Origin of the sequence: Streptomyces profundus (assembly GCF_020740535.1) — a bacterium.
Lineage (GTDB): Bacteria > Actinomycetota > Actinomycetes > Streptomycetales > Streptomycetaceae > Streptomyces > Streptomyces profundus.
In genome coordinates this window covers 3,639,892-3,666,217 of record NZ_CP082362.1, presented here as the reverse complement: position 1 = coordinate 3,666,217, position 26,326 = coordinate 3,639,892, and the positions used below count along the sequence as shown (strand labels likewise).

Genomic DNA, 26,326 nt, shown 5'->3' with positions numbered 1-26,326 from the left:
TGCGTCAGACTTGTACCTGCTGGCAGGGGTGAGTCATCCGGCATGATGAGAGGGGCAAAGCGTCCCCAGGCCGCCCGCCCCGGGGGCTTGAACCGCCGGCCTCATCGGCCGACAAGGAGAGGAACTCGTGGACGACGTACTGCGGCGTGCCCCGCTCTTCGCGGCACTCGACGACGAGCAGGCCGCCGAGCTGCGCGCTTCCATGGCCGAGGCCACGCTGGCCCGCGGCGACACCCTCTTCCACGAGGGCGACCCGGGCGACCGGCTCTATGTCGTGACCGAGGGCAAGGTGAAGCTCCATCGCACCTCGCCCGACGGCCGGGAGAACATGCTGGCCGTGCTCGGCCCCGGCGAGCTGATCGGCGAGCTGTCGCTGTTCGACCCAGGGCCGCGCACCGCGACCGCCACCGCCGTCACCGAGGTCCGGCTGCTCGGCCTGGGCCACCCCGATCTCCAGCCCTGGCTCAGCGCCCGCCCCGAGGTGGCGTCCGCGCTGCTGCGGGCCGTCGCCCGGCGCCTGCGGCGCACCAACGACAGCATGTCCGACCTGGTCTTCTCCGATGTCCCCGGCCGCGTGGCCAAGGCCCTGCTGGATCTGTCGCGCCGCTTCGGGGTGCAGTCGGAGGAGGGCATCCATGTGGTGCACGACCTCACCCAGGAGGAGTTGGCCCAGCTGGTGGGCGCCTCCAGGGAGACGGTGAACAAGGCCCTCGCCGACTTCGCCGCCCGTGGCTGGCTGCGGCTTGAGGCCCGCGCGGTGATCCTGCTGGACATCGAACGCCTGGCCCGCCGCTCGCGCTAGCTCTCGTCCTGGGGGAGCAGTCCGCGCTCCCGCAGATACTCCAGCTGGGCGCGGACGGAGTACTCGGCCGCGGGCCAGAGCGCGCGGTCCACATCGGCGTAGACGGTCTCGACCACGTCGGTCGGCGTCCGCGCGCCCCGCTCCACGGCCGTCTCCACCTGCGCCAGCCGGCTGGCGCGGTGCGCCAGGTAGAAGTCGATGGCGCCCTGGGCGTCGGCCAGCACCGGGCCGTGCCCCGGCAGCACGGTGTCCGCGCCGTCCTCCCCCTCGGTGAGGGAACGGAGCCGGCGCAGCGACTCCAGGTAGGCGCCGAGGCGTCCGTCCGGGTGCGCCACGATGGTGGTGCCCCGGCCCAGCACGGTGTCCCCGGTCAACAGGGCGGCGTCGGCCGGGAGATGGAAGGACAGCGAGTCCGAGGTGTGCCCCGGGGTGGCGACCACCCGGAGTTCGAGGCCGCCCGTGGTGACCACCTGGCCACCGGCCAGGCCCTCGTCGCCCAGCCGCAACGCCGGGTCGAGCGCCCGGACGGGGGCGCCGGTGAGCTCGGCGAACCTGACGGCGCCCTCGGCGTGGTCCGCGTGGCCGTGCGTCAGCAGGATCTGGCCGACGGAACGTTCCTCCCGCCGTACGGCCTCGACGATCGCGCGCAGATGGCCCTCGTCCAGCGGGCCCGGGTCGATCACCACCGCCTCGGCGGCGTCGGGCTCGGCGACGATCCAGGTGTTGGTGCCGTCCAGCGTCATCGCGGACGCGTTGGGCGCGAGCACGCTGACGGCGCGCTCGGTGACGCGGCCCTGGGGCGCCTGGCCACTGGGACGCCCGGGGAGTGCCGAGGCAGCTGTCATCTTCCGTCACGCTCCATCTGGGTGGGCTGCTCCCATGCCTCCCCGACGACCGGGTCGACGACGACCGGGTCGACGGCCGGCGCGGGGGCGTTCGGGGCGCGGTCCCCGGGCACGCGCTTCTCGAACTCGCGGTGTCCTGGCCAGCTCAGCACGACCTCGTCGCCGACCAGCCGGGCCTGGGCCAGCACCGGGGTCATGTCCCGGTCGGCCGCGGCGGCCAGCGCCGCGTCGGCGGTGGCGTGGGGCGCGAGGGCGCGCAGGGTCGCGATGGTGGGCGGCATCATCGTCAACGCGCCGCGGTCATAGCCGGCGACGGCGTCGGCCGGCCGCAGCCAGGCGATGTGGTCGGCCTCCGTCGACGCGTTCCTGGTGCGCTGGCCGGGGGGCAGGGCGGCTACGAAGAACCAGGTGTCATAGCGTCGCGTCTCGAACTCCGGGGTGATCCAGCGTGCCCAGGGGCGCAGCAGATCGGCGCGCGGCACCAAGGAGCGGCGGTCCAGGAGGGCGCTGACGGACAGCTCGTGGGCGGCCAGGGCGCGTCGGTCGGCCTCCCAGTCGGGGCCGCTGACATCGGCGACCAGCTCGCCCGGGGTCGGCCCGGCCAACAACACCCCGGCCTCCTCGAAGAGTTCGCGCAGGGCGGCCCGGGTGACCAGCTCGGCCGGCTCGGTCGCGGCGGCGCCGTCGCGCGGGTCGACGGAGCCGCCGGGGTAGGCGTAGGCACCGGCGGCGAACGCCATCGAGAGCCGCCGCCGCAGCAGGAACACCTCAAGCCCGGCCGACCCGTCCCGCAGCAGCAGCACGGTGGCGGCGGCGCGCGGCTCGGGCGGCGTCAACTCGCCCCGGGCGAGCGCCCGGATCCGTGCGGGCCACTCGGCCGGATACCACTGCCCGTCGCTTGATCCCATGCCGGGATGCTACGCGCCACCCCCCGGCCGGAAACAGGCCACCGGCGCCTCGTGGGCCGGCCCACCGGGTAGCCATCGCGTGGGGTACCTGAGAGACGGAGGGGTGGGGCATGGCGGAGCGGGCCTTTCGCGCGCTGATCCTGGATTTCGGTGGGGTGCTGACGGCGGGGGTGAGGGAGTCGGCGGACGCCTGGTGCACGGCGGAGGGGCTGCCCCCTGGCGCCTGGGGCCGGGCGCTCGACGCCCATCCCGAAGGCCGGGCGCTCTACCGGCGGTTGGAGTCGGGCGCGCTATCCCAGCGGGAGTGGAACGCGGCCATGGGGCCGTTGCTCGGGGTGGCCCCCGACAATCTGATGGGGCGGGCCTGGGCGCGGGTGCGGCCGGCGACGGGCATGGTGGAGCTGGCGAGACGCGCGCGCTCCGACGGGTACGTGGTGGCGATGCTCTCCAACAGCTTCGGCCTCGCCCCCTACGACCCGTACGCGCACACCGACGTCTGGAACCTGTTCGATGTGACGGTGATATCCGAGCGGGAGGGTGTCGCGAAGCCGGAGCCCGCCATCTATCAGCTGATGCTCGACCGACTCGGCCTGCCAGGTGCGGACTGCGTCTTCGTCGACGACCAGGCGAGGAACCTACCGCCGGCCGAGGCACTGGGCATGACGACGCTGCTGGCCACGGACGAGGGCAGCACGGTGGCCCGGCTCACCGACCTGCTGGGCGGCCGGCCGGCACCGCCCCCCTGACCGGTCAGGACCCGGCAGGGGTCAGCGGCGGGGGATGCGCCAGGAGCCGGGGCCGTGGTCGTGGGGGCGGCGAGGGGTGGGGTGCTCCTCGTCCGGGGGGACGCGGCGGATGACGACCAGGCGGTCGGTGAGCTCCAGGGTCGCCACGTCCGGGTCGTCGTACGGGAGCAGCCGGTGGCCGCGTATCACGGAGACGACGAGGTCGGCGCAGTCGCGGGGGGAGCGTCCCGCTTCCTGGCTGGTGACGGGGCGCTCCTTGAGGGAGAGGCCCTTGCCGTGTTGGATCAGGTCCTCCATCACGGCGCCCGAGCTGGGGCTGATCATGGAGAGGCCGAGGAGTCGGCCGACGGCGCTGGCGCTGGTGATCACGGAGTCGGCGCCCGACTGTCGCAGCAGCGGGACGTTCTCCTGTTCACGCACGGAGGCGACGATCCGCAGCTGTTTGCTCAGCTGGCGGGCGGTGAGCGCCACCAGCACGGCGGTGTCGTCCCGCTGGGTGGCGATCACCACCTGGCGGGCGCGGTCGGCCCTGGCCCTGACCAGCACGTCGCTGCGCGTGGCGTCGCCGACGACGCCGGCGTAGCCCAGGGCGTTGGCCGCCTCCACCACCTGCGGATCCGGGTCGACGACCACGATCTGGTCCTGGCCGAGCCCGCCGCTCATCAGCGTCTCGGCGGCGGATCGGCCCTTGGTGCCGAAGCCCACGATGACGGTGTGATCGCGCAAGTGCTTCCTCCAGTGGGAGAGTCGCCACTGATCGCGGGTGCGTTCGGTGAGCACCTCAAGGGTGGTGCCGACCAGGATGATCAGGAAGGCCACCCGGAGCGGGGTGATGGCGAACGTGGTGAGCAGCCGGGCGCCGTCGGATTCGGGGACGATATCGCCGTAGCCGGTGGTGGAGAGCGAGACCGTGACGTAGTAGAGGACGTCGGTGAGGCTGACCTCGTCGTCGTGGTTGTCGTGGTAGCCGCGCCGGTCGAGATAGACCAGCACCGCCGCCAGCGCCATCACCCCGGTGGCCAGCAGCAGTCGGCGGGCGACCTGGATCAGCGGGCCGGCCGCGTAGCGCGGCAGCCGTACGCCGGGGGAACGGTCCGCGAGTTCGGCGCGTTCGGATCGTTCGGCTGGGGAGGGGCTTGGGAATCTCATGCCGGTGGAAGGTCGAGGAGGCGCACCTCGGCACGCGCCTCGGCGCCCCCCGGCGGAATGACCGCCAGAGCGGACGCGGCGGCGATGCCGCGCAACATGGCCGGGCCAGCGTAGCTCAGCGGGCGGGCCGTGGTCGGGTCGAGGCAGTGGACGGGCACCAGCCTGGTGTCCCTCGGATGCCCGGTGACCCGGTCGGTCAGCCAGCCGGTGCGGTCGGCGGGTGGCGGCCGGTCGGCCAGGGCGCGCAGCAGCGGGGCGGCCAGCGTCAGCAGCCCGGAGACCGCCGCCAGCGGGTTGCCCGGGAGGCCGATCAACGGGACGCCGGCCGGCAGTTCGGCCAGCAGCATCGGGTGTCCAGGGCGCACGGCGACGCCGCTGACCAGGGTGTGGGCGCCCAGCTCGCGCAGCACACCGCGCAGCTGGTCGACCGGCCCGGCGGCCGTGGAGCCCGTGGTGACCAGCAGGTCGGCGCGAGTGGTCTCGATGGCCTCGCGCAGCGCCTCGGCGTCGTCGCCGAGGCGCCGGGTGACCAGCACCTGGGCGCCGAGGGCGGCCAGCCAGGGGCCGACCATCGGCCCCAGCGCGTCGCGCACCCGCCCGTCGTGCGGCAGGCCGCGGAAGAGCAGTTCGTCGCCGAGGACCAGCACCTCGGCCCGGGGCCTGGGCCGGACCGCCAGCTGGTCGTAGCCGGCGGCGGCGGCGAGGCCGAGGCCGGCCGGGGTGAGCTGGCCGCCGGCCGGCAGCAGCTCGACGCCGCTGCGGCACTCCTGGCCGCGCGGCCTGATGTCGCCGCCCGGCTGCGGGCTCTCACCGGTGAGCTGGCCCCGCTCGACCGTGCCGTTCTCGGTGCGCAGGACGGCGGTCGCGCCGTCGGGGACGCGGGCCCCGGTGGCGATGGGGACGGCCTGGCCGTCGGTGAGCGGCTGGCTGAGCGGGCCGCCGGCGAGCGCCGTCGAACGGCCGGTCAGCCGCCAGGGCCCCGGCCCGGCGACGGCCCAGCCGTCCATGGCCGAGGTGTCGAAGGCCGGCAGGTCGGTGAGCGCGGTCAGCGGGGAGGCCAGGGTGTGGCCGAGCGCGTAGTCGATGGGGAGCCGGCGGGGCGGCAACGGGCGGACGGCGCGGTGCGCCAGCTCGCGCGCGCTGTCCCAGCCCGGATGGTCGGCGGTGGGGCGGTAGGGCCTGGCGACGTCGTCGGCCCAGGGGTCCTGGGCCGACGCCTCGCCGGGGGCGTGGCCGCGGCCGGCGGTCTGTGGCTCGGCCGGCGGTGGCACCGGGCCGTTGGCCAGGGCGATGGCGTCGTCGAACTCGTCGATCACGGCTGGCCCTCTCTCGCCCAACTCTCGGCGAGCGCGGAGATCCTGGCGGCGGCCTCGGCCGGCGGGAGCCCCGACCGGCCGGCGGCGTAGCCGATCAGAAAGGTGGTCAGCGGGGCGGCCGGGCGGGCCACCCCGTGGGCGGCGTCACGTGCGGCGTCCAGCAGGGCTGTGATGTCCACGTCGAGTTCGACGCCCAGCTCGACCTTGACCGCTTCGATCCATTCCTCAAGCACCCGCCCATCGTCCCTGATCCGCGCGCGGGCGGCGGCGATGTCGGTCCAGGTGTCGCAGTCCCGCGCCTCGGGCCCCGGCAGTCGCCGCAGGTCGAGGCGGGCGAGCAGGGCGCGCAGCGGCATGCCGGCGAGCGTGCCGTCCGGCGCCTTCCCGGTCAGCTCGGCCAGCGCGCGGCGCAGCGCCGCGGCGCGGTAGACGGCGGTCAGCGGCTGGTCCCGGCCGGTGCCGTCGATCAGCAGCGCGCCGTCGCCCCGGGGCGGGACGGCCGCGGCGAGCCGGGGCAGCGCGGCGGGGTCGAGGAACGGCAGGTCGGCCGCGAGGACGGCGACCAGCGGCTGTTCGGCCAGCGCGACACCGCTGGCGAGCGCGGCCAACGGGCCGCCGCCCGGCGGCTGTTCGCGGGTCCAGCGGACCTCGCGCGCGGTGCGGCGGGCCGGGCCGACGACGATCGGGGGCCGCGTCGTGGCCGGGGCGGCGGCGAGCACCCTCTCCAGCAGGCTTCGGCCGCCGATCCGTACGGCGGGCTTGTCGACGCCGCCGAGCCGCCGGCCGGCGCCGCCGGCCAGCACCAGCACATCGAGGGCGGGCGCGCGTTCGAACCCCGAGGGGGAACTCATGGCGTCACGGTACTCCCGGGGCCCGGGGCGGGGCCCCGCGCGGGGCCCGGCAAAAGGCCGGGCGCCCGGCGCGGGGCTGCCCACAGGGGGGCCGCCGGCCGACCTGGGGCTGGCCGACGGGTGGGGGATCGGCCGCGCTGTGGGCGGCGGGTCGGCGCGCGGCGGCCCAGTGCCGCGAACCGACCGGGTCGGTGCCCGTGCGAGTCGGGGGGAACACGCACGGTTTCTCTCCACCGATTGTTCGATCGATGGCGCCCGCTGGCTAGGTGCGGTCACACCCTGTGGACAGACGGCCGGATTTGCCGTGATATGGGGGCAGGATGTCCAGGGAGGGGAGGCACCCGGGTATGCCGGACGACCAGTTGCCCATGGGGGGCGAACGGCCGCTCGACGCCATCGACGAGGCGATACTGCGCCTGCTGCGCCTGGACGGACGGGCGTCGATCCGTTCGATCGCCGAGCGCGTGCACATCTCGCGTGCCAACGCGTACGCCCGGGTCAACCGACTGGTGGAGAGCCAGGTGATCCGCGGCTTCTCCGCCAGGATCGACCATGAACGGGCTGGTCAGGGGGCCTGCGCCTACATCACGTTGAAGATCGTCCAGGACAGTTGGCGGACCGTGCGCGAGGAGCTCGCCCGGCTGCCGGGGGTGGCGCATATCGCGCTGGTCAGCGGCGACTTCGACGTGCTGCTGCTGGTGCACACGGCGGACAACCGGCAGCTGCGGGAGCTGGTGCTCACCCGCATCCAGGCCATCCCCGAGGTGCTGAGCACCCGGACGCTGCTGGTCTTCGAGGAGACCGATCCGCTCCCCGAGCCGTGACCGCGTGCCGCTTTCCGGTCGCGCCGGGGGCCACACCGGGTGACGGTGGTCTCCCGACGGTGTCCGCGGCGGGTCCGTCGGCAGGATGTGAAGGAGCGCAGAGGCATGAAGCTCACCCTGACCCAGTTCATCTCGCTCGACGGCGTGGTGCAGGCGCCCGGCGGTCCGCAGGAGGACACCAGCGACGGCTTCACCCGGGGCGGCTGGGTGGTGCCCTACGCGGACGAGGCGATGGGGCGGCTGGTGACCGACTGGTTCGCCGCCGCCGACGCCTTTCTGCTGGGCCGCAGGACGTACGACATCTTCGCCGCGCACTGGCCGCTGATCAGCGATCCGGACGACATCGTGGCGACCCGGCTCAACGGCCAGCCCAAGTACGTCGCCTCGCGGACCCCGCGGACGCCGGCCTGGCAGGGGTCGAGCGTGCTGACCGGCGACGTGGTCGCCCAGGTCGCCGAGCTCAAGGAGAGCCCGGGGCGGGAGCTCCAGGTGCACGGCAGCGGCGACCTGGCGCAGACGCTGCTCGGCGAGGGCCTCGTCGACGAGCTGCGGCTGCTGGTCTTCCCCGTGGTGCTGGGCGGCGGACGGCGGCTCTTCCCCGAGGGCGCGCGCCCGGGGGCGATGCGCCTGCTGGGCACGGACAGCACGCCGACGGGGATCGTGGTGCAGGTCTACGAGCCGGCCGGCGAGCTGGGCTTCGGCTCCTTCGAGCTGTCCTGACCGCTCCGGCGAAGGGGTCGCCACCCGCTCAGGGAAACGTTCCGCCCGCGTCGTGGTGTCTGACCGGGCAGCGGCCCTTGCTCAGCTCCACGGCCTCGTCGTCCAGATAGAAGTTGGGCCGCTGGTCCGCCTCGTCGTAGTAGCGGTGGAAGACCGGGGTGATGCCGCCGGAGATCGGCGGCACGATCCAGCTCCAGTCCGTCGGGGTGATCCGGCCCTCCCGCTCCTCGCGCTCCAGATGGGTGAGGAACCGCTGGGACTCGGTGTGGTGGTCGCTGATCTTGACGCCGGCCCGCTCGAAGGAGTGCAGCACCGCCACGTTCAGCTCGACCAGCGCCCGGTCCCGCCACAGCGTGCTCTCGCTGCTGGTGTCGAGGCCCATCATCCTGGCCATCACCGGCAGCAGGTTGTAGCGGTCCGGGTCCACCAGGTTGCGGGCGCCGATCTCGGTGCCCATGTACCAGCCGTTGAACGGGGCCAACGGGTAGTCGACGCCGCCGATGGTCAGCCGCATGTGGGAGATCGCCGGCACCGCGTGCCAGCGCAGCCCCAGCTCGGCGAAGGCCGCCAACTGGGGATGCGTCAGCGGGACTTCGAGCACCAGCTCACGGGGCACGTCGAACAGCTGCGGTTTGTCGCCCGGCGCCTCGACCACCAGCGGCAGGATGTCGAACCAGCCGCCGGGGGCCTGCCAGCCCATCCGCCGCACCGTGTCGGTGAACTCCAGATGCCCGGGGTCGCCCATCAGTCCGCCGGTGGTGGTGCGGTAGCCGGCGTAGCGGATCAGCTGGCTGTTCCACACCCTGGGCGCCGGGCGCTCCGGGGTGGCCGGCGCGAAGACGGAGATCACCGGGCGGATCCGGCCGCTGTTGGTGGCGACCCGGATGTGCTCCAGCAGATGGCCGTGGATCGCTTCCGCGGTCAGCGCGTCCCTGCGGTCCAGGACCCGCAGGCTCTTCCAGTACAACCTGCCGATGCAGCGGCTGGCGTTGCGCCAGGCGACCCGGGCGCCGAACTCCAGCTCGGCGCGGGTGTGCCGGTAGGTGCCGTACTGCTCAAGCTGCTCCCTGACCTGACGCAGCCGCATCGGCAACGCGACCGGCTGCTCGGGCTGTTCGGTGTGGAAGCGCCGCAGGAAGTCCTCGGCCTCGCCCCAACTCGGGGGCTCCCACGCGGGAACGGTCGGCGCCGGCTTCCGCCGCGGCAGCCGCGGACGGGTGGCGCGGTCGTTGATCATGGACTCCCCGGGTCACCTGCGACTCCTGCGTCACCTCCGTGCCCGGTCAGCGTAGTCGACCGACCACGCGTCGACGCCGACGCCGCCGGGTCCGGCGCCGGACGGGCGCCCAACAGGCCATGGAAAGCGGTGGATATGACGGCTTCGACCACCTCGGGGGAACCGGCCGCACCACGCGGATGTGGCCTATACCACTCCACCACCGAGTTGATCATCCCGAAGAGCAGCCGGGTCGCGACCCTGGGGTCGGTTCCCGGCCGCAGATCCCCCTCCGCCTCGGCCCGCACCAGGAGTTCGGCGACCCGCCGGTCGAACTCCCGGCGCCGCGCCAGGGCCAGCCGCTCGGTCTCCGTGTTGCCGCGCACCCGCAGCAGCAACGTCACCTCGGGCAGCCGCTCCATCAGCACCTCGGTGGTGCGCCGCACCACATGGGTCAACCGGTCGACGGCGCGTCCGGCGCGGGACTGCGGCTCGGCCAGCACGCCGAAGAGCCCGTCGAGGGCGGCGTCCACGGCACGCCGCAGGAACTCCTCCTTGCCGGCGACATGGTGGTAGATCGACGATTTGGAGATCCCGGCGGCGCGCGCCAGATGCTCCATCGACGTGCCGTCGTAGCCCCGCTCGTTGAACACCTCGACCGCCACCCGCAGCAGACTCTCCGGCGTGTGACTCTCCCGCGCCCGCGGCACCACGCGACCACCTCCGCGGCGAGCCTAGGCCCTGTCCCCTGCCCGCTGGCGTCGAGCGGGATCGTTTCGCCTTGTGCGCGGCGGGAGTTCAGGCCGGTCGCCAGAAGCGCCAGTTCTCGTCCAGCACATCGGCGTTCCGCTGTTCCCACTCCGTGGCGGCGCGCACCACCTCCGTCGGGCAGTGCCAGGTGCGCCCCCTGGTCAGCGGACGCAGTCTCAGCCGCGGGCCGATCCGCCCCGCCACCCGCCCGACCCTCCCGGTCCGGGTGTCCACCACACAGGCGCCGTCGGTCCAGGCCATCGACCGCTCCCTTGCTCTCAGTAGCCGTTCCGTCACGCATACACCGGAGACCACTCTGCGCGCTGTCGAGGGGCGGAAGGCGCGAGGTTCCACCGCATTGCGCAACGGAGAACCCCTTCGGGGGATCGTGCGCGAGTGAGCCCTCGCCACCTGTTCGATATCCACGGGCTCCCGGAAGGGCGTGCGGTGGGGTTCCCTGGCGGGGTGACGCGGAGGCTCCGGGTGCGGGGTACGCGAGTGCTGGGCGCAGCATGCCCCATCGCGGTGCGCGGCGTCCCGAGTTCGCCGGGAGACCGCCCGTATCGGGGACGGCCCCATGCCGCTGGGGCGTTCCGGCTCTATACGCTGCCGGCCATGATTCGAGCGGTGGTGTTCGACGTGGGTGAGTGCCTGGTGGACGAGAGTCGGGAGTGGGCCGGCTGGGCCGCCTGGCTCGGGGTGCCTCGGCACACCTTCTCCGCGCAGTTCGGGGCGGCCATCGCCCAGGGCCTCGACCACCGGGAGACGTTCGAGGTCTTCCGGCCGGGCTTCGACCTGGCCCTGGAACGGGAGAAACGGACGGCCGCCGGGGAGCCGGAGTGGTTCGGCGAGAACGACCTCTACCCGGATGTGCGGATCACCATCAGGGTGATGCGGGAGGCCGGCATGTGGCTGGGGATCGCGGCCAACCAGAGCCCCGCCACCACCCAGCTGCTGCGCACGCTCTTCTCCGGCTACGCCGGGCTGATCACCACGTCGACCGATCTGGGGGTGGCCAAGCCCGACCCCCGGTTCTTCGAGCTCCTCGTCGACGAGCTCGAAGTGGCCCCCGAGGAGATCCTCTATGTGGGCGATCGGCTGGACCACGACATCCGGCCGGCGGCGATGGTCGGCCTGCGCACCGCGCTGATCCGCCGTGGCCCCTGGGCGATGCTCCAGCAACACCACCCGGACGCCGCCTCGTTGCCCACCATGCGGATCAACGGCCTGCGCGAGATCCCGGAGCGGGTGTCCGCGTTCAACGAACGCTTCGCCGAGGGGGCCGAGCTCTCGGGCTGAGCGCCGGGTTACGTCCTGTCCTGCCGGTCTTGTCGGCTCAGCCTGCGGCTCCCCCAGCCTGGCGGCTGGGGGAGGTGCTCGCCAGGCCCTTGGGGGCCTGGGGGAGCCGGATCGCAGCTCGTACTCCCCCGGACGAAGTCCAGGGGAGTGCTCGCGCGATTCGGTAACGCAGCGAGGTTCCTCCAGGCCCTTGGGGGCCTGGGAGGTGCCCCCATCCGCTGGGGGCACCTCCCAGACGAAGTCTCGGGGAGTCCCGAGCGCGGCAAGATCGGCAGGACAGGGCTTACGCTCGACCGGAACGCGGCCGTCGTCCGTACGGCCCGGGAGAGGTGCCCCGATGCCGGCCAACGGTCAGGCCAAGCTGCGGATCGCCCGCCCCTCGCTGGATCTGGCGGCGGCGCGACGTTTCTGGGTCGACGGGCTCGGCCTCTCCGTGCTGTACGAACACGAGGCGGACGGCACCCCCGGGCAGCACGCGCTGCTGATGGTGGGGTGGCCGGACGCCGGCTGGCACCTGGAGCTGACGTACGACCCGGGGGCGCCGACGGAGCCCACGCCGACCCCGGAGGATCTGCTGGTGGTCTATCTCGCCGAGCCGGTGCCCGAGGAGTTGATCGTCGCGTTGGAGCGCGCCGGGGGCGCGCGAGTGCCCGCGCACAACCCGTACTGGGACACCTGGGGCGTCACCCTCCAGGACCCGGACGGCTACCGCCTGGTGCTCTCCACCCGCGACTGGTCCCTCTAGCAAGGCCCGTGGCCCGCCTGCCAGTGGTAGAGCGTCATGGCCACGCTGGTCGCCAGGTTGTAGCTGGAGACGCCCGCCCGCATCGGCAGCGCGACCAGGGCGTCCGCCCGCGCGCGCACCTCGGGGGAGAGGCCGGCGCGCTCCGAGCCGAAGGCCAGCACCGCGTTGTCGGGGAGGCGCAGACCCCGTAGGTCGTCGCCGTCCGGATCGAGCGCGAGGAGCGGCCCGGCCGGCAGCTCGCCCGGCTCCGCCCGGCCGACCCGGGTGGCGAAGTGCAGCCCGGCCGACGCCCGGAGCACCGTCGGATGCCAGGGGTCGACCGTTCCCGTGGTCAGCACCCCGGCCGCGCCGACGCCGGCGACCAGCCGCACCACCGCGCCGACGTTGCCCAGATGGCGCGGCTGGTCCAGCAGCACCAGCGGCGCCTCGCGCGCCTCGGCGGCCGGCGCGGGCCAGGCGTTGTCCCGCACCGCCAGCGCGGCCACCCCGGTCGGGTGCGGCCGGCCGACGAGGCCGCGCAGCGTCTCGGGCCCGACCTCGACCAACGAGGCGGCCAGCGGCTCGACGACATCGGGCGCCAGCCGCGCGGCCAGCGCCAGGGCCGCCGGCCGGTCGGTGGCCAGCGCCAGCGGCACCTCCGCGCCGAACCGCAGCGCGTGCTTGAGCGCGTGGAAACCGTCCAACAGCACCGTGCCGGGGGCGAGTTCCGCCCAGCGCGCGGCCGGCGAGGGGGCGGTCACGCCCGCTCGGCCCAGGCCGGCCGGGCGGGCGCCGGCTCGACGCCCTGCGGCGCCTCGTCGACCGCCGCCCTCTCGGCCGGCCGCCGCCAGCGCCCGGTGAACCGGGCCAGCGGCGCCGTCACCCGCTTGGAGCGGCTGCCGAGCCAGACCAGGAAGGCGGTGGGCAGGAAGACGGCGTCCATCGCGATCATCGCCATCGAGAAGAACGGCAGCCCCAACAGCACGGCGATGCCGACGTGTTCGCCCATCATCAGCACCAACAGCACGTTCTTCGCACGCCGGTTGAACAGCGCGAAGGGGAACACGACCTGGAGCATCACAGTGCCGTAGGTGAGCGCGAGCACCAGCATCCCGCTGCCGGTGATCAGCGAGCTCAGCTCCGGCCAGGCGTTGAAGTAGTCCAGCTCCAGCGGGTAGTAGACGGCGGTGCCGTCCTGCCAGCGGGAGCCCTGGATCTTGTACCAGCCGGCGGTCGAGTAGATGATGCAGACCTCGAACATGATCACCAGCAGCGCCGCGTTGTGCACGAGGTTGCCGATCATCTCGGAGACCACGCGCGGCTCGCCCGGGGCGTGGCGGCGGATCAGCCACCAGTAGGCGTGCACCAGCCACATGCCGAGGAAGAACGCCGTCCAGACCGGGCTGTCCAGCTTCCCGCTGGCCAGCGCGATCGCCAGCGCGGCGCCGAGCACCGCCCACAGCACGATGCCCGTGGTGTCCCCGGCCGCCCCGCCGGCCGCCCGCTGCCGGGCGCGGCGCCGCGCGTCCAGCGACCAGACCTGGCCGCAGCGCGTCACCACCAGGTACATCGCCATCAGATGGATCACGTTGTCGCCGCCGTCGTGCATGAAGACGCTGCGGTTCTGCAGCGAGAGCACGCCGATCATGAAGAGCACCGAGCTGGCGCGGGTGCGCCAGCCGACCAGCAGGGCCACGCAGAAGACCATGGTCAGGTGGTAGACCAGCTCGAACCACAGCCCGGAGTCGGACCAGAGCAGCAGCGTGAACGCGCCGCTGTCGTCGACGAACCGGGTGGCCAGGTCGTAGCCCCAGGGGCTGTCCGGGCCGTAGAGGGTGCCCCGGTGGGGCCACTCGCGCAGCAGGAACACCAGCATCGTGACGGCGAAGCCGATGCGGACGATGGCCGTCTGGTACGGGCCCAGCGCGCGGCGGGTGATGTTGCCGATGCCGCGCAGCAGCGCGGAGTCGAAGCTGCGGCCCATGCCGGCGAACGGGGACGGGGGTTCGGCCGCTTCGGCCGCTTCCGCCGCTCGGGCCGCTTCGGCCGCTCGGGGTGCTTCCGGGGCGTGCGGGGCCCGCGACAGCGGCTCGCGGCCGGCTGCGGTCGGGTCGCCGGGGATCGGGCCGCCGGGGATCGGGTCGCCGGAGCGGGGCGGGGGAACGGTCACGGCCGGGCCTCGTTCCTCGACGCCGCGGTGTCGTCGGAGTTGGTGGCGTCGGCCTCGCCGGGCCCTGGGACCCCTTCGGGCCGGTCGTCGGCGGTCACCGTCCACCACTCCAGCTCCTGGGTGACGGGCGAGGTGTCGTAGTCCTCCGTGCGCCAGCTGGGCGGCGGGACCCGGGTGGTGACCACGCGCAGCTGGATGCGCTCGACGCCGCCCAGATCCATCCGCTCGTCGAGCCGCTGGAGGGCGATCCGGTGCAGATAGCTCGCGGCGACCTCGCCACGCATCCCGATCGGCTCCCCGTCGTCGTTATGGACCTTGTCGTAGAAGTCCCAGCTGCGACGCAGCATGTTCAGATGTGAATGGCTGGGCAGCGGGTTGTGCCGAATCTGCTCGATATCCATCGCGGTGAGGTCGATCCACTCCGTGATCTCCGGGTCCTGGCCCCACTCCTCACTCACCTCGGCGCGGGCCTCGACAACGGTGTCGCGCTGCATCGGGTTGGGCGCGAAGAGCTTCCAGTTCTGCTCGAACTCCGGGTACATATAGCCGCCCACGACGCCCCAGTGCTCCTCGCGCACGGTGTTGGACGGCGCGACGAAGAGAAAGATCATCGCCAGGTGCCAGCAGGCGAAGACACCGATCCCGCTGATGGCCACCGCGAGGACCGCCCGCGCCCTGAGCGACAGCGCGCCCAGGTTGACGGACTCAAGCTCCCCCTCGGGCGGCGCGGTGTCCGCCCGCTTCCCGTCGTCGGCCGCGCCGGCCGACCCGGCCGCTGTGTCGGATGGCAACATCTCGGCCCGCTCCCCCGCGCCGCCACCACGGCGGCGCCACTCACTCGCTCTGACCCGAGCACCGTATCGCCTTCGGCGCGCGTCCTGACACCTCGGCCGCCGACCCGCGGCCGGCCCTGGGCCACCGGGCGGCGGGTCCCTATCGTGTGGGGATGAGCCGAGCGACCGAGACCTCGATCTTCACCGAGATGACCGAACTGGCCCGCCGCACCGGGGCGGTCAACCTCGGCCAGGGCGTGCCCGACCTGGACTCGCCGGGGGCGCTGCTCTCCGACGTGGCCTCCGCCGTGCTCGCCGGCGCCAACCAGTACCCGCCGGCCACCGGCCACCCGGCGCTGCGCGCGGCCGTCGCCGAACACCAGCGGCGACGCTACGGGATCGCGCTCGACCAGGACGCCGAGGTGCTGGTCACCACCGGCGCCACCGAGGCGCTGGCCGCCGCCGTCCTGGCGCTGACCGGCCCCGGCGACGAGATCGTCACCTTCGACCCCTGCTACGACGCGTACGCGGCGGACGCCAGGCTCAGCGGGGCGACGCTGGTCACCGTGGGGCTGGCCATCGACGGCGACGGCTTCGCCCTGGACTCCGACGCGCTGCGCGCCGCGCTCACCCCGCGCAGCCGGCTGCTGCTGCTCAACTCGCCGCACAACCCGACCGGCAAGGTCTTCACCCCCGACGAGCTGGGCCGCATCGCGGAGCTGTGCCGGGAGCACGAGCTGACCGTGCTCACCGACGAGGTCTACGAACACCTGGTGTACGACGGCGCCCGGCATCTGCCGATCGCCACGCTGCCCGGGATGCGGGAGCGCACCCTGACCGTCTCATCGGCCGGCAAGACGTTCAACGTGACCGGCTGGAAGGTCGGTTGGATCAGCGGCCCGGCCGAGCTGGTCGCGGCCGTGGCCGCCGTGAAGCAGTGGCTCACCTATGCCTCCGGCACCCCCTACCAGGAGGCGATCGCCGGCGCCCTGGGCGGCGTCGAGGAGTGGGCGAAGGAGCTGCGCGGCGTGCTCGCCTCGGGCCGCGACCTGCTGGCCGGCGGCCTGACGGCGGCGGGGCTGCGCCCCTACCGCGCGGACGCCGGCTACTTCCTCCAGGCCGACATCCGCCCGTGGGGCTTCGCCGACGGGCCGCGGTTCTGCCGGGAACTCCCCGAGCTGGCCGGCGTGGTGGCGATCCCGACCAGCGCGTTCCAACAGGGCGTCGACACCGCGCCCTGGCTGGTGCGGTTCTCCTTCTGCCGCCGGCCCGACGCGCTCCGCGAGGCCGTGACGCGTCTGTCGGCGCTCACAGCACCGTCGGCTCGCCCCGATCGCTGACCAACGGCCGGCCGGCGGCCTGCCAGGCGTGCATCCCGCCGTCCACGTTGCGGGCCGTCACGCCCTGCTGTTCGAGGAAGGCCGTCACCTGCGCCGAGCGCCCGCCGGCCTTGCACACCACGTGCACCGGCCGCTCCCCCGCCAGCTCCACGATCTCCGGGAGCCGTTGGACGACCTCACCCATCGGAATGTGCACGGCCGCCTCGGCATGCCCGGCGGCCCACTCGTCCGGCTCCCGGACATCGATCAACAGGCCGTCGTCCGGCACCTCACCCGCGCCCACGGCGGGAACCCCAAAACTCATGCCCCAACCCTGCCACAACCCGCTGGGCGGCGGCCGGTTCAGGCCGTGAGGCGGGTGAGCTCGGCCTCCTTGGTGGCGATCTGCCGGCGCAGCCCCTCGGCGACCTCGGTGAGCAGTCCGTCCGGATCGTCGTCGGCCATGCGCAGCATGGCGCCGACCGCGCTGTCCTCCAGCGCGGCTGCGGCGTCCGCCAGCAGCTCCTTCCGCTGCGCCAGCCACTCAAGGCGGGCGTACAGCTCCTCGCCGGCCGAGGCGGGCTTCTCCTCGGGCCCGGCGCCGCCGGCCTCCCACTCCTCGGCCAGCTCGCGCAGCGCGTCCGCGTCGCCGCGCGCGTACGCCTGGTTGACGCGGGACAGGAAGGCGTCCCTGCGCTCCCTCTCCGTCTGGTCGGTGACCAGGTCGGGGTGGCAGCGGCGGGCCAGCTCGCGGTAGAGCGCCCTGGCCTCCTCGCCGGGACGGACGCGCGGCGGCTGGCGCACGGACTGGTCGGTCAGCATGGCGTAGCCCTCGGGCGAGAAGCCGTCGCCGTCCAACCAGCCCTGGAACAGCTCGGAGACCAGCGGCATCGGGGTGACGGCGGCGCGCGCCTCCTGGGCGCGGCGCTGGTCCTCCGGATCGCCGGTGCGGGCGGCGACCGCCTCGGCGAGCTGGGCGTCCAGCTCCTCGACGCGGGCGTAGAGCGGGCCGAGGCGCTGCTCGTGCAGCCGGGAGAAGTTCTCCACCTCGATCCGGAAGGTCTCCACCGCGATCTCGAACTCGATCAGCGCGTCCTCGGCGGCGCGCACGGCGCGGGCCAGCCGCCGCGTGCCCTCGTCCGCATCGCCCGGGGCTTCGCCCGTCCGGTCCTGCCCGTTGCTCGTCGCCTCGTCCGCCGCATCGCTCACCTGGTCAGCCTAGGGCACCTCTGCCGGATGGACGGTTGGCCACCCGGGCGGTCAGCCGTCGATGCGGGGACAGGCGGCGCCGGCGGCGCCGAGGTGTCCCTCGGCCCAGCGGGTCAGCTCGGCCAGCGCGGGCCGCAGGTTCTCGCCGGCCTCCGTGAGCCGGTAACTCACGCGCAGCGGGGGCCCGTTGTGCACGTCCCGGTGGACCAGGCCGGCCTCGACCAGCTCGCTCAGCCGGTCGGAGAGCATCCGTTCGCTGATCCCCGGCACCGAGCGGCGCAGCTCGGCGAAGTGTCCGGGGCCTGACATCAACGAGGCGATCAGCAGGCCCGTCCAGCGCTTGCCCAGCAGCCCGAAGACATGGTGCACGGCGTTGGCCGGCGCCGCGCACCCGCCGTCGGGGTGCCGCGCACCGGCGGCCGGCGGCATCTCGTCCCTGCTTCCTCGCATGTCCTCCAGACTACTTGCACCCCACCAAAAAAGAGTTACTGTAGAAAAGTAAGCAGCTGCGTTTACGCTTGCCACTTCTTCTGCCGCACCCACTCACCTCAGGTGAGCTCCCACACCCACCGTCCCCGGAACCCCGTGGACCCGCCCCGGAGGCATCACCCTCATGGCCACACTGCTGCACATCGACTCCTCGCTGAACGGGGAGAACTCCGTCTCCCGCGAGGTGACGAGGACATTCCGCGAGACCTGGGAGAAGCAGCACCCGCGGGGCACCGTGATCTACCGCGACCTCGACGCGGAGCCGCTGCCCCATCTGACCCGGGTCAGCCACTACGCGGCGGCGGTCCCCGCCGAGGAGCGCACGCCGGAGCAGCGGAGCGCCTTCGCCGAGCGCGAGCGGCTGATCGTCGAGCTGGAGTCGGCCGACGCCGTGGTCATCGGCGCGCCGCTGTACAACTACGGCGTCCCGACGACGCTCCGCTCCTACCTGGACCACGTCATCGTGGCCGGGCGCACCCTCGGCCCAGACTCCACCATCGCCGGCAAGCCGGTCACCGTGGTGACCAGCCGAGGCGGCTCCTACGCCGCCGGCACCCCACGCGAGGGCCAGGACTTCAACGCGCCATACCTCGAACACCTGCTGGGCACGGCGCTCGCGCTCGACGTCCGGTTCATCGTCCCCGAGCTGACCCTGGCCAGGATCATCCCCGCCATGGCGGACCTGGTCGGCCTCGCCGACACCTCCCGCGCCCAGGCCCACGAGGCCGCCAGAACCCACGCCACGGCCCTGGCCGCCGCCCACCACGCGTAGCCCTACGCGGGCGGCGGGCGCCGCGCGGGCGGCGTTGGCCGAAGCGCGGTACGGAGCAGCGTCGGGTACCGGACGGGGGTCAACGGACGGTGGGGGTGCGGCGTGGCGGCAGCGCCCCCGCCCCGGTGAACGTGTTCGCGGCCGGCGCCTCGCCAGTCCGGCTCGGGGAGCGGGGCCCCGTCCGGCCGTCGCGAACGGCCGGGCCCGACGAGCGATGAGTTTCGGCGCCGGGATCGGTCCACCCGGTATGACTGATGCCGATGCCACTGACCGTACCGCGGTCCAGCCGCTCGATCTGCGGCCCGTCGCCGACCGGCTCGCCGCGCTGCTCGACGGCGTGCCGGACGACCGGCTCGACGCGCCGACGCCCTGTCCCGGGATGCCGGTGCGCCGGCTGCTGGAACATCTGCTGGCGCTGACGACAGCCTTCCGCGACAGCGCCCGCAAGGATCTTGGCCCGCTGACCGACACCGACCCCGACGACCCGAACGCGGCCACGCCCCCGCTCCCGGACGACTGGCGCCGCCAGCTGCGCGACCAGCTGGCGGAGCTGGCCGAGGCATGGCGGGAGCCCGCCGCCTGGCGGGGGGCGACCAGGGCCGGCGGGGTCGACCTGCCCGGCGAGATCGCCGGCGTCGTCGCCCTCAACGAGGTGCTGCTGCACGGCTGGGATCTGGCCCGCGCCACCGATCAGCCGTATGTCGCCGACCCCGCCTCGCTGCGGGCGTCGATCGATCTGCTCTCCCAGGACGCCGACGACCCCGACGCCCGCGCCCAGGGCCCGTTCGGGCCGCCGGTCCCGGTGCCGGCCGACGCCGCGGAGCTGGCCAAGGCGGTGGCGCTCAGCGGCCGTTCACCGTCCTGGACGCCACCCCCGGGGCCGTGATCGACTGCCCGTTGTGCAGGCGATCGTGGCAAGCGTGATAGCGGTGCTCGGCACCCTGCTCGGTGCCGGGGCCAACCACCTCTTCCAGCAGCGCGTCGCCGTGCGCGGTCAACTCCTCGCCCGCGAGGAGCGGTTGCGCGAGGAGCGGCTGGACGCGTACACCGCCTACGCCGCCGCGCTGGTCAACTACCGTCGCGCGCTGGTCCATCGGTGGTTCTGCCTGAACGAGGACCCACCGCCGGGAGACCCCGTCGAGGCACGCGCCCGCTCCTATGAGCGGCTCAACGAGGTCGAGGAGGCGCTCTTCCGCTGCCGCCTGCTCGCCGACCGGCCGACGGTCGGCGAGCGGGCGGCCGAGGTCCTGACGGAGGTCAAGAAGCTGCACGAGGCCACCGACCGGGCCGACCTCGACGCGCTCAGGGACCGCACCCGGGAGGCAATCGACGCCTGGGTCGACGACGCGGCCACCGCGCTCCGCCACCCCGCCCCACCCTCGTCCGACTGAACACGGCCACCACCCGAACCGACCCCGACCAGCCCCGTTCGATCCCGTTCGGTCCCGCTCGATCACCAAGGGTCCAACCGGGTCACGAACTCCAGCCGCGTGCGGTCGCCGGGGAGGGTGACCTCGGAGAGTTCGACCACCCGGTCGTCGACGTCCAGGCACCGCTGGCGGAGGTCGATCACCGCCGTGCCGGGGGCCATGGCCAACGCGCTCGCCTCCTCGTCGGTCGGCGGGCGCGCGGCGGTGATCTCCTCCACGATCCGCGCCACCTCGATGCCGACCGTGCGCAGCTGGCTCTGCGTGCCGCCGGGCCACGGCTCGTTGGCCGCGTCGAGCAGCTCGGGGTTGGCGGCCACCTGCTCGGTCACCAGGTAGGAGCGCGTGAGGTTGAACGGCGCCGGCTCCTCGACATGGCGGGTCCGGTACGACCGCTCGACCAGCGGCGTTCCCGTCGGCACCGCGAAGGCGGCGGCCAGTTCGGGGCCGGCCTCCACCGGCAGGTAGACCGCGCTGAACACCAGGTCGCCGACCGCGAGACCGGTGTCGTGCTCCGTCACCCCGGTGCCGGCCCGCACCGTGTGGCTCAGCCGGGCGCGGTTCTTCTCCCACTGGTGCCGCTCGTCCGCCCGCCGCACCAGCCGGCGCCGCGCCCGGACGGCGGGGTCGCCGTGCCGGGTCCGCCGCGGATCGTCGGGGACCTCCTCGTACCGCTCCGCCATCGCGCCTCGCACCTCTCGCTCGCCGGCTCCCGAGAGGACCACCCCTACCGGGGAGCGGCGGCCGATCCACGACGGCCCGCCGAACGTTCCCACCGCCGGCGGTCGCCCAAGGCCGAACCACGACGAAAAAGCCTCCGCCCAGCCTGGTCAGGACTGGGCGGAGGCCACGGGAACCGAGACCGCGCGGGGCGAACCCGCCCGTTTCCCACTCTCGGTCGTGCGCTTCGGATGTGGCGGTTACGGGTACAGACTGAACCGGACCGAAGGGGCGTGTGTGCGGGATGAGCCCTGCCGTGGTGGTTCTCACGGCAGGGGCCACCTCGTTCAACCGTCCTGAACGTCCCCCGTGGATCCAGGCCGGTGCCAGCCCGAGGCGCCAGGCCCGAAGACCGCCCGAAGAGCCGTAGACGCCTTGACTGCGGACGGGTACGACGCTACTCACGACAGGCACCCGTCAGCTACTCGCGAAACGCGGCGCTCGGCCGGAAAACGAGAAGCGAAGGAGACGTGGCCGATGGCACAGCTCAGCGTCACCACGGGCGACCTGAGCAGGCTGACGACGCTCGTGCGCAGCAGCGATCTCGAAGAGACCCAGGAGATCATCAGCCACGCCTACAGCCCGTACCAGCTGGACTGCCTGGGCGATCCGGACGAGTTCTCCGCCTGGTACGCGGAGAGCGGCTTCCCGGGGATCACCGTCTCCGGGCTGAGCTACGGACGCCGGGGCGGCCGGGCGGAGACCCTGATCCGACCGCAGCCGCTCGGCAGCTACCTGCTGGTCTGCGAGGTCACCCACGGCCGGGTGACGGTGAGCTCCCCCGGCCGGGAGGAGTACCGGGTGGGCCCGGGCGAGACCTATGTCCTCGACCCCTACCGCGGCTTCCAGGTGCACTGGTCGCCCGGCGCGCGGATGTTCACGGTGCGGCTCGACCGCGAGGTCGTGGAGCGGGCGGCGGCCGACTCCCTCGGCGTCGACGGGCCCGTCCGGGCCAGGTTCGCGCTGGGGAAGGCCATCTCACCGCAGGCGGCCCGCAGCTGGTCCACCATCTCGGGCGCGGTACGCCAGGAGGTGCTCGGCGACGGCGTCGCCCGCACCAACCCCCTGGTCGCCACCCAGCTCACCCAGGCCACGGCCAGCCTGCTCGTCGCGACCCAGCCACTGATCACCCGGGGCGTCCACGCGCGACGCGGCGGCACCGTCTCCCATGCGGCGCTGCGCCGCGCCATGAAGCTGATCGAGGAACACCCCGACCACCCCCACACCCTCACCGACCTGGCCACGGCGGCCCGCGTCAGCCCCCGCGCCCTCCAGGAGGCGTTCCGCGCCCATCTGGACACCACCCCCCTCGGCTACCTCCGCGAGGTCCGCCTCCGCCACGCCCACCAGGACCTCCTGACCGCCGCCAGCGACCGCTCCGCCACCGTCTCCGACATCGCCCACCACTGGGGCTTCTCCAACCTCGGCCGCTTCGCCGCCCAATACCGCCAACGCTACGGCCACCCCCCATCCGAAACCCTGACCGGCTGAGGCCCCGAACACCCCGGCCCGGCCTCCCTCGTGGGGGGCCGGGCCGGGGTGGTCCGGGTGCGGGTGCGGGTGGGTCAGACGAGGTCGTAGCGGTCGAGGTTCATGACCTTGGTCCAGGCGGCGACGAAGTCCGTCACGAACTTCTCCTTCGCGTCATCGCTCGCGTAGACCTCGGCCAGCGCGCGGAGTTCGGAGTTCGAGCCGAAGACCAGGTCGGCGCGGCTGCCGGTCCACTTGACCGCGCCGGTGGTGGCGTCGCGGCCCTCGAAGGTGTTGGCGTCCGCCGAGGTGGCGTGCCAGGTGGTGCCCAGGTCGAGCAGGTTGACGTAGAAGTCGTTGGTCAGCGAGCCCGGGGTGGTGGTGAGGACGCCGGTCGACGACCCCTGGTGGTTGGCGCCCAGCACGCGGAGGCCGCCGACCAGGACGGTCAGCTCGGGCGCGCTCAGGGTGAGCAGATTGGCGCGGTCGAGCAGCAGGTACTCGGCCGGCAGCCGGGTGCCCTTGCCCAGGTAGTTGCGGAACCCGTCGGCGGTCGGCTCAAGCGCGGCGAAGGACTCCACGTCCGTCTGCTCCTGCGTGGCGTCCACGCGGCCGGGCGTGAAGGGGACCTCGACGTCGAACCCGGCGTCCTTGGCGGCCCGTTCGACGGCCACGCCGCCGGCGAGCACGATCAGGTCGGCCAGCGAGACCCGCTTGTCCCCGGCCTGGGCGGCGTTGAAGGACTCCTGGACGCCCTCAAGGGCGCTCAGCACCGTCGCCAGCTGGTCCGGGTCGTTGACCTCCCAGCCGCTCTGCGGCTGGAGGCGGACGCGGGCGCCGTTGGCGCCGCCACGCTTGTCGCTGCCGCGGAAGGAGGCGGCAGACGCCCAGGCGGTGGAGACGAGTTGGGCCACCGAGAGGTCGGCGGCGAGGATCCGCGCCTTGAGGTCCGCGACGTCGTCGGCTTCGAGCGGCTGGCCGCTCGCCGCCGGCAGCGGGTCCTGCCAGATCAGCGTCTCGCTCGGCACCTCCGGGCCGAGGTAGAGGGCGGTCGGGCCCAGGTCGCGGTGGGTCAGTTTGAACCAGGCGCGGGCGAAGGCGTCGGCGAACTCGGCCGGGTTCTCCAGGAAGCGGCGCGAGATCCGCTCGTAGGCCGGGTCGAACCGGAGCGAGAGGTCGGTGGTGAGCATCGTCGGCGCGTGGGTCTTCGCCGGGTCGTGGGCGTCCGGCACGGTGCCGGCCCCGGCGCCGTCCTTCGGCCGCCACTGGTTGGCGCCCGCCGGGCTCTGGAACAGCTCCCACTCATAGCCGAAGAGGATCTCGAAGAAGCTGTTGTCCCAGGTGATGGGGGTGTCGGTCCAGATGCCCTCAAGGCCGCTGGTGATCGCGTCGCCGCCCTTGCCCGTGCCGTGGCTGTTCTGCCAGCCGAGGCCCTGCGCCTCGATCGGCGCGGCCTCGGGGTCGGGACCGACGGCGTCCGCCGGGCCGGCGCCGTGGGTCTTGCCGAAGGTGTGGCCGCCGGCGATCAGCGCGACGGTCTCCTCGTCGTTCATCGCCATCCGGCGGAACGTCTCGCGGATGTCGCGGGCCGCGGCGATCGGGTCCGGGTTGCCGTTGGGGCCCTCGGGGTTGACGTAGATGAGGCCCATCTGGACCGCGCCGAGCGGGTTCTCCAGCTCGCGGTCGCCGGTGTAGCGCTCGTCGCCGAGCCAGGTGGTCTCGGGGCCCCAGTAAACGTCTTCCTCGGCCTCCCAGACGTCGGCACGGCCGCCGGCGAAGCCGAAGGTCTCAAAGCCCATGGTCTCCAGGGCGACGTTGCCGGAGAGGATCATCAGGTCGGCCCAGGAGAGGCTCTGGCCGTACTTCTTCTTGACGGGCCAGAGCAGCCGGCGGGCCTTGTCGAGGTTGCCGTTGTCCGGCCAGCTGTTGAGCGGGGCGAACCGCTGCTGCCCGGCGCCGGCGCCGCCGCGGCCGTCGCTGATCCGGTAGGTGCCCGCGCTGTGCCACGCCATCCGGATGATGAAGGGGCCGTAGTGGCCGAAGTCGGCCGGCCACCAGTCCTGCGAGGTGGTCAACGCCTCGGCTATGTCCCGCTTCACGGCCGGGAGGTCGAGGGAGGTGAACGCCTCGGCGTAGTCGAAGTCCTCGCCGAGGGGGTTGGCCACCGCCGGGTTCTTGGCGAGGATCCGCACGTTGAGCCGCTCCGGCCACCACTGGCGGTTGCCGCCGCCCTGCGTCGGGTGCGGGGCGCGTCCATGCGCGACCGGGCAGCCGCCGGCGCCCTCCGTCTTCGCGTCGGTGACGATTGCGTCGGGATTCTCAGCCATGGGAAACCTTCCGGACTAGCGGATCACATTGCTCGGAAATGCGGGGGGAACGCTCGGCGAACTGGACGCGGTGAGGTGTCCGGGGCCGGGCCCCGGGGGTCGCGGCGGCCTCGCCGGCCGGGGCGCACGCGGGCGAGGCGGGGCCGGGGGTTCCGGGACGACCGGACCCCGCGGCGCGCGCATTCCCGTGCTGAACCGTCACGCCTTTTTCCCCAGTTGGTGTCCTGTGTCTAGGTTCCTCACCGGAACTGATCCTACAATGGACCAAGTCCAGGTCAATACGACAGCCAGACTGTAGCCAGAGCGTACGATTCATCCCATAGCCGAAGCACGATGAGGTTGGTGGCCATGAGTGACCTGCTGGAACGGCTTCGCGGACGTGGCTGGCGGATGACCGCCCAACGCCGCGTCGTCGCCGAGGTGCTCGACGGCGAGCATGTCCACCTCACCGCCGACGAGGTGCTCGAACGCGCCACCGGCCGACTGCCCGAGATCTCCCGGGCGACCGTCTACAACACCCTGGGCGAACTCGTCTCGCTCGGCGAGGTGCTTGAGGTGGCCACCGACGGCCGCGCCAAGCGCTACGACCCCAACGCCCACCGGCCGCACCACCATCTGGTCTGCTCGGGCTGCGGCGCCATCCGCGACGTCCATCCGGCCGGTGATCCGCTGGCCGACCTCCCGGACTCCGAACGCTTCGGCTTCACCATCTCCGATGTCGACGTCACCTACCGGGGCATCTGCCCGGACTGCGCCTGAACTACCGCCCCGCCAGCGCGGTGGCGATCGCCGCGCCGGTCTCGCGCGCCGTGAGATAGGGGCGCACATCATGGGCGCGTGCGCCGTTGTGCACGGTAACGTCCCGCACCCGCTCGCCAAACGTCGGGGCCAGCTCCTTGACCAGGGCCACCACATCGCCCCGGTCGACGATATTCGTCCAGTCCCGCACCGCCACCGGCCACCGCGCCGCCCCGCCCACCGGTGCCGGTTCGAGACGGTCGAGAACGAGGCCGCGGACGCCGAGCGGCGTTGGTGTGCCCCCGCAACGGCGGCCCGAGGGGTGTCCCGGTCAGCGCGGCGTCGACCGACCAGTGCCGCAACTTCTGCCGCACCCGCTCGGCGGCGTCGTCCTCACCGGGTGCGTTCGCCCACCTGGCCGGCGTCGCGCCGATCCCGGCATCCTCCGGCCGCACCCACCGACACCACCTCAACCGGGGCGGTGACGGTGGGTGCGAACAATGCCCTGCACACCATCGTGCTGGTCCGCATGCGCTACGACGAACGCACCCGCGCCTACGCGAACGCCGAACGCCGAACCAGGGAAGGACTGTCGAAGAAGGACATCATCCGCTGCCTCAACCGATTCGTCGCCCGCGAGATCTACCGCGCCCTGACCAGCACACCAACCGAACGAATCACTCAAACCGACCTCGCTCCTGTGGCAGGACATCCATGAGAGCATCCCACCCCTTCCCCCCCCGGCCCGGCTACCCACGCGTC

At 73.3% G+C, this 26,326-nt stretch carries 28 protein-coding genes and 2 pseudogenes; 13 read left to right on the top strand and 17 right to left on the bottom strand.

Annotated elements, in window-relative coordinates:
• The first annotated feature begins 127 nt into the window (after positions 1-127).
• Entirely contained in the window at positions 128-802 is a 675-nt protein-coding gene (locus K4G22_RS16165) for a Crp/Fnr family transcriptional regulator (protein ID WP_228080938.1), read from the top strand.
• Here K4G22_RS16165 and K4G22_RS16160 read toward each other — a convergent pair.
• Together K4G22_RS16160 and K4G22_RS16155 are read right to left on the bottom strand one after the other, a co-directional pair.
• Entirely contained in the window at positions 799-1,647 is an 849-nt protein-coding gene (locus tag K4G22_RS16160) for an MBL fold metallo-hydrolase (RefSeq protein WP_228080937.1), read from the bottom strand. The two genes, K4G22_RS16165 and K4G22_RS16160, sit on opposite strands and share 4 nt — an antisense overlap.
• Positions 1,644-2,555 carry an NUDIX hydrolase gene (locus tag K4G22_RS16155; RefSeq protein WP_228080936.1) on the bottom strand — a complete coding sequence of 304 codons (912 nt, stop codon included), beginning with the start codon at positions 2,553-2,555 and terminating at the stop codon, positions 1,644-1,646. The genes K4G22_RS16160 and K4G22_RS16155 overlap by 4 nt, the downstream gene beginning before the upstream one ends.
• A 110-nt stretch (positions 2,556-2,665) precedes the next feature.
• On the opposite strand from K4G22_RS16155, the gene K4G22_RS16150 reads away from it, so the two are divergent.
• On the top strand, positions 2,666-3,301 hold the full coding sequence (locus K4G22_RS16150) for an HAD family hydrolase (RefSeq protein WP_228080935.1): 636 nt from the start codon (positions 2,666-2,668) through the stop codon (positions 3,299-3,301).
• Between the two features lie 21 nt (positions 3,302-3,322).
• Here the strand turns inward: K4G22_RS16150 and K4G22_RS16145 are convergent, their stop codons facing one another.
• Genes K4G22_RS16145 through K4G22_RS16135 form a run of 3 tightly spaced genes read right to left on the bottom strand, consistent with a single transcriptional unit; the run spans position 3,323 to position 6,617 of the window.
• Positions 3,323-4,450: a potassium channel family protein gene (locus K4G22_RS16145; protein WP_228080934.1), complete on the bottom strand. Its 1,128-nt coding sequence runs from the start codon at positions 4,448-4,450 to the stop codon at positions 3,323-3,325.
• Positions 4,447-5,766 (bottom strand): molybdopterin molybdotransferase MoeA, encoded by a 1,320-nt coding sequence (locus tag K4G22_RS16140; protein WP_228080933.1) that lies wholly within the window; start codon positions 5,764-5,766, stop codon positions 4,447-4,449. Before K4G22_RS16140 ends, K4G22_RS16145 begins: the two co-directional genes overlap by 4 nt.
• Positions 5,763-6,617: an NTP transferase domain-containing protein gene (locus K4G22_RS16135; protein ID WP_228080932.1), complete on the bottom strand. Its 855-nt coding sequence runs from the start codon at positions 6,615-6,617 to the stop codon at positions 5,763-5,765. Before K4G22_RS16135 ends, K4G22_RS16140 begins: the two co-directional genes overlap by 4 nt.
• A 347-nt stretch (positions 6,618-6,964) precedes the next feature.
• Here K4G22_RS16135 and K4G22_RS16130 point away from each other — a divergent pair, with 347 nt between their 5' ends.
• Together K4G22_RS16130 and K4G22_RS16125 are read left to right on the top strand one after the other, a co-directional pair.
• Complete coding sequence (locus tag K4G22_RS16130; RefSeq protein ID WP_228080931.1) at positions 6,965-7,441, top strand: Lrp/AsnC family transcriptional regulator; 477 nt, start codon at positions 6,965-6,967, stop codon at positions 7,439-7,441.
• Between the two features lie 105 nt (positions 7,442-7,546).
• Complete coding sequence (locus tag K4G22_RS16125) at positions 7,547-8,161, top strand: dihydrofolate reductase family protein (RefSeq protein ID WP_228080930.1); 615 nt, start codon at positions 7,547-7,549, stop codon at positions 8,159-8,161.
• Positions 8,162-8,189: 28 nt separating this feature from the next.
• Here the strand turns inward: K4G22_RS16125 and K4G22_RS16120 are convergent, their stop codons facing one another.
• From K4G22_RS16120 to K4G22_RS16110, 3 genes and pseudogenes are all read right to left on the bottom strand, one after another.
• Complete coding sequence (locus K4G22_RS16120; RefSeq protein ID WP_228080929.1) at positions 8,190-9,398, bottom strand: nitric oxide synthase oxygenase; 1,209 nt, start codon at positions 9,396-9,398, stop codon at positions 8,190-8,192.
• Between the two features lie 113 nt (positions 9,399-9,511).
• A pseudogene (locus tag K4G22_RS16115) lies at positions 9,512-10,090 on the bottom strand (TetR/AcrR family transcriptional regulator); the annotation flags it as partial.
• A gap of 85 nt (positions 10,091-10,175) precedes the next feature.
• Positions 10,176-10,388 (bottom strand): hypothetical protein, encoded by a 213-nt coding sequence (locus K4G22_RS16110; protein ID WP_228080928.1) that lies wholly within the window; start codon positions 10,386-10,388, stop codon positions 10,176-10,178.
• A gap of 354 nt (positions 10,389-10,742) precedes the next feature.
• On the opposite strand from K4G22_RS16110, the gene K4G22_RS16105 reads away from it, so the two are divergent.
• Together K4G22_RS16105 and K4G22_RS16100 are read left to right on the top strand one after the other, a co-directional pair.
• Positions 10,743-11,426, top strand: a complete 684-nt coding sequence (locus tag K4G22_RS16105) for an HAD family hydrolase (RefSeq protein ID WP_228080927.1) — start codon at positions 10,743-10,745, stop codon at positions 11,424-11,426.
• A gap of 337 nt (positions 11,427-11,763) precedes the next feature.
• Positions 11,764-12,171, top strand: coding sequence for a VOC family protein (locus K4G22_RS16100; RefSeq protein WP_228080926.1), 408 nt, complete (start codon positions 11,764-11,766; stop codon positions 12,169-12,171).
• Here K4G22_RS16100 and K4G22_RS16095 read toward each other — a convergent pair.
• The 3 genes from K4G22_RS16095 to K4G22_RS16085 all read right to left on the bottom strand — a co-directional run bounded on the left by K4G22_RS16095 (position 12,168) and on the right by K4G22_RS16085 (position 15,114).
• A complete protein-coding gene (locus K4G22_RS16095) occupies positions 12,168-12,911 on the bottom strand; it encodes a TrmH family RNA methyltransferase (RefSeq protein ID WP_228080925.1) in 744 nt (247 codons plus the stop codon). The two genes, K4G22_RS16100 and K4G22_RS16095, sit on opposite strands and share 4 nt — an antisense overlap.
• On the bottom strand, positions 12,908-14,236 hold the full coding sequence (locus tag K4G22_RS16090; protein ID WP_425336795.1) for an HTTM domain-containing protein: 1,329 nt from the start codon (positions 14,234-14,236) through the stop codon (positions 12,908-12,910). Before K4G22_RS16090 ends, K4G22_RS16095 begins: the two co-directional genes overlap by 4 nt.
• A gap of 80 nt (positions 14,237-14,316) precedes the next feature.
• Positions 14,317-15,114 (bottom strand): DUF5819 family protein, encoded by a 798-nt coding sequence (locus tag K4G22_RS16085; RefSeq protein WP_228080924.1) that lies wholly within the window; start codon positions 15,112-15,114, stop codon positions 14,317-14,319.
• A 152-nt stretch (positions 15,115-15,266) separates the two neighbouring features.
• Here K4G22_RS16085 and K4G22_RS16080 point away from each other — a divergent pair, with 152 nt between their 5' ends.
• Positions 15,267-16,433, top strand: coding sequence for an aminotransferase class I/II-fold pyridoxal phosphate-dependent enzyme (locus tag K4G22_RS16080; protein ID WP_228080923.1), 1,167 nt, complete (start codon positions 15,267-15,269; stop codon positions 16,431-16,433).
• On the opposite strand, the gene K4G22_RS16075 is transcribed toward K4G22_RS16080, so the two are convergent.
• The 3 genes from K4G22_RS16075 to K4G22_RS16065 are packed head-to-tail and all read right to left on the bottom strand — an operon-like array spanning position 16,402 to position 18,071.
• Positions 16,402-16,737 (bottom strand): rhodanese-like domain-containing protein, encoded by a 336-nt coding sequence (locus K4G22_RS16075; protein WP_228080922.1) that lies wholly within the window; start codon positions 16,735-16,737, stop codon positions 16,402-16,404. The genes K4G22_RS16080 and K4G22_RS16075 overlap by 32 nt on opposite strands.
• 38 nt (positions 16,738-16,775) lie before the next feature.
• Complete coding sequence (locus K4G22_RS16070; protein ID WP_425336695.1) at positions 16,776-17,621, bottom strand: hypothetical protein; 846 nt, start codon at positions 17,619-17,621, stop codon at positions 16,776-16,778.
• Positions 17,622-17,672: 51 nt separating this feature from the next.
• A complete protein-coding gene (locus K4G22_RS16065; protein ID WP_228080921.1) occupies positions 17,673-18,071 on the bottom strand; it encodes a winged helix-turn-helix transcriptional regulator in 399 nt (132 codons plus the stop codon).
• A gap of 163 nt (positions 18,072-18,234) precedes the next feature.
• Between K4G22_RS16065 and K4G22_RS16060 the strand changes: the two genes are divergently transcribed.
• The 3 genes from K4G22_RS16060 (at position 18,235) to K4G22_RS16050 (ending at position 20,273) form a co-directional block, all read left to right on the top strand.
• Complete coding sequence (locus K4G22_RS16060; protein WP_228080920.1) at positions 18,235-18,882, top strand: FMN-dependent NADH-azoreductase; 648 nt, start codon at positions 18,235-18,237, stop codon at positions 18,880-18,882.
• Between the two features lie 247 nt (positions 18,883-19,129).
• Positions 19,130-19,768 carry a TIGR03086 family metal-binding protein gene (locus K4G22_RS16055; protein ID WP_228080919.1) on the top strand — a complete coding sequence of 213 codons (639 nt, stop codon included), beginning with the start codon at positions 19,130-19,132 and terminating at the stop codon, positions 19,766-19,768.
• 25 nt (positions 19,769-19,793) lie between these two features.
• Positions 19,794-20,273, top strand: coding sequence for a hypothetical protein (locus K4G22_RS16050; protein ID WP_228080918.1), 480 nt, complete (start codon positions 19,794-19,796; stop codon positions 20,271-20,273).
• Positions 20,274-20,335: 62 nt separating this feature from the next.
• Here K4G22_RS16050 and K4G22_RS16045 read toward each other — a convergent pair whose 3' ends face one another.
• Entirely contained in the window at positions 20,336-20,992 is a 657-nt protein-coding gene (locus K4G22_RS16045) for a UTRA domain-containing protein (RefSeq protein WP_228080917.1), read from the bottom strand.
• Positions 20,993-21,506: 514 nt separating this feature from the next.
• On the opposite strand from K4G22_RS16045, the gene K4G22_RS16040 reads away from it, so the two are divergent.
• Positions 21,507-22,520 carry an AraC family transcriptional regulator gene (locus K4G22_RS16040; RefSeq protein WP_228080904.1) on the top strand — a complete coding sequence of 338 codons (1,014 nt, stop codon included), beginning with the start codon at positions 21,507-21,509 and terminating at the stop codon, positions 22,518-22,520.
• A gap of 74 nt (positions 22,521-22,594) precedes the next feature.
• Here K4G22_RS16040 and katG read toward each other — a convergent pair whose 3' ends face one another.
• Entirely contained in the window at positions 22,595-24,826 is a 2,232-nt protein-coding gene (gene katG / locus K4G22_RS16035; protein WP_228080916.1) for a catalase/peroxidase HPI, read from the bottom strand.
• A gap of 348 nt (positions 24,827-25,174) precedes the next feature.
• On the opposite strand from katG, the gene K4G22_RS16030 reads away from it, so the two are divergent.
• Positions 25,175-25,585 (top strand): Fur family transcriptional regulator, encoded by a 411-nt coding sequence (locus K4G22_RS16030; RefSeq protein WP_228080915.1) that lies wholly within the window; start codon positions 25,175-25,177, stop codon positions 25,583-25,585.
• A gap of 1 nt (position 25,586) precedes the next feature.
• Here the strand turns inward: K4G22_RS16030 and K4G22_RS16025 are convergent, their stop codons facing one another.
• On the bottom strand, positions 25,587-25,781 hold the full coding sequence (locus tag K4G22_RS16025; RefSeq protein ID WP_228080914.1) for a hypothetical protein: 195 nt from the start codon (positions 25,779-25,781) through the stop codon (positions 25,587-25,589).
• Between the two features lie 185 nt (positions 25,782-25,966).
• Here K4G22_RS16025 and K4G22_RS16020 point away from each other — a divergent pair.
• Positions 25,967-26,282: pseudogene (locus K4G22_RS16020) on the top strand (transposase); the annotation flags it as partial.
• Positions 26,283-26,326: the final 44 nt, after the last annotated feature.

Bases quoted from the DNA above. Each gene is read 5' to 3' on its own strand.
- K4G22_RS16055 (WP_228080919.1), top strand. From the start codon at position 19,130: ATGACTGATGCCGATGCCACTGACCGTACCGCGGTCCAGCCGCTCGAT.
- K4G22_RS16120 (WP_228080929.1), bottom strand. From the start codon at position 9,398: ATGATCAACGACCGCGCCACCCGTCCGCGGCTGCCGCGGCGGAAGCCG.
- K4G22_RS16100 (WP_228080926.1), top strand. From the start codon at position 11,764: ATGCCGGCCAACGGTCAGGCCAAGCTGCGGATCGCCCGCCCCTCGCTG.
- K4G22_RS16085 (WP_228080924.1), bottom strand. From the start codon at position 15,114: ATGTTGCCATCCGACACAGCGGCCGGGTCGGCCGGCGCGGCCGACGAC.
- K4G22_RS16040 (WP_228080904.1), top strand. From the start codon at position 21,507: ATGGCACAGCTCAGCGTCACCACGGGCGACCTGAGCAGGCTGACGACG.
- katG (WP_228080916.1), bottom strand. From the start codon at position 24,826: ATGGCTGAGAATCCCGACGCAATCGTCACCGACGCGAAGACGGAGGGC.
- K4G22_RS16060 (WP_228080920.1), top strand. From the start codon at position 18,235: ATGGCCACACTGCTGCACATCGACTCCTCGCTGAACGGGGAGAACTCC.
- K4G22_RS16080 (WP_228080923.1), top strand. From the start codon at position 15,267: ATGAGCCGAGCGACCGAGACCTCGATCTTCACCGAGATGACCGAACTG.
- K4G22_RS16125 (WP_228080930.1), top strand. From the start codon at position 7,547: ATGAAGCTCACCCTGACCCAGTTCATCTCGCTCGACGGCGTGGTGCAG.
- K4G22_RS16160 (WP_228080937.1), bottom strand. From the start codon at position 1,647: ATGACAGCTGCCTCGGCACTCCCCGGGCGTCCCAGTGGCCAGGCGCCC.
- K4G22_RS16135 (WP_228080932.1), bottom strand. From the start codon at position 6,617: ATGAGTTCCCCCTCGGGGTTCGAACGCGCGCCCGCCCTCGATGTGCTG.
- K4G22_RS16065 (WP_228080921.1), bottom strand. From the start codon at position 18,071: ATGCGAGGAAGCAGGGACGAGATGCCGCCGGCCGCCGGTGCGCGGCAC.
- K4G22_RS16130 (WP_228080931.1), top strand. From the start codon at position 6,965: ATGCCGGACGACCAGTTGCCCATGGGGGGCGAACGGCCGCTCGACGCC.
- K4G22_RS16155 (WP_228080936.1), bottom strand. From the start codon at position 2,555: ATGGGATCAAGCGACGGGCAGTGGTATCCGGCCGAGTGGCCCGCACGG.
- K4G22_RS16110 (WP_228080928.1), bottom strand. From the start codon at position 10,388: ATGGCCTGGACCGACGGCGCCTGTGTGGTGGACACCCGGACCGGGAGG.
- K4G22_RS16150 (WP_228080935.1), top strand. From the start codon at position 2,666: ATGGCGGAGCGGGCCTTTCGCGCGCTGATCCTGGATTTCGGTGGGGTG.
- K4G22_RS16030 (WP_228080915.1), top strand. From the start codon at position 25,175: ATGAGTGACCTGCTGGAACGGCTTCGCGGACGTGGCTGGCGGATGACC.
- K4G22_RS16045 (WP_228080917.1), bottom strand. From the start codon at position 20,992: ATGGCGGAGCGGTACGAGGAGGTCCCCGACGATCCGCGGCGGACCCGG.
- K4G22_RS16145 (WP_228080934.1), bottom strand. From the start codon at position 4,450: ATGAGATTCCCAAGCCCCTCCCCAGCCGAACGATCCGAACGCGCCGAA.
- K4G22_RS16075 (WP_228080922.1), bottom strand. From the start codon at position 16,737: ATGAGTTTTGGGGTTCCCGCCGTGGGCGCGGGTGAGGTGCCGGACGAC.
- K4G22_RS16105 (WP_228080927.1), top strand. From the start codon at position 10,743: ATGATTCGAGCGGTGGTGTTCGACGTGGGTGAGTGCCTGGTGGACGAG.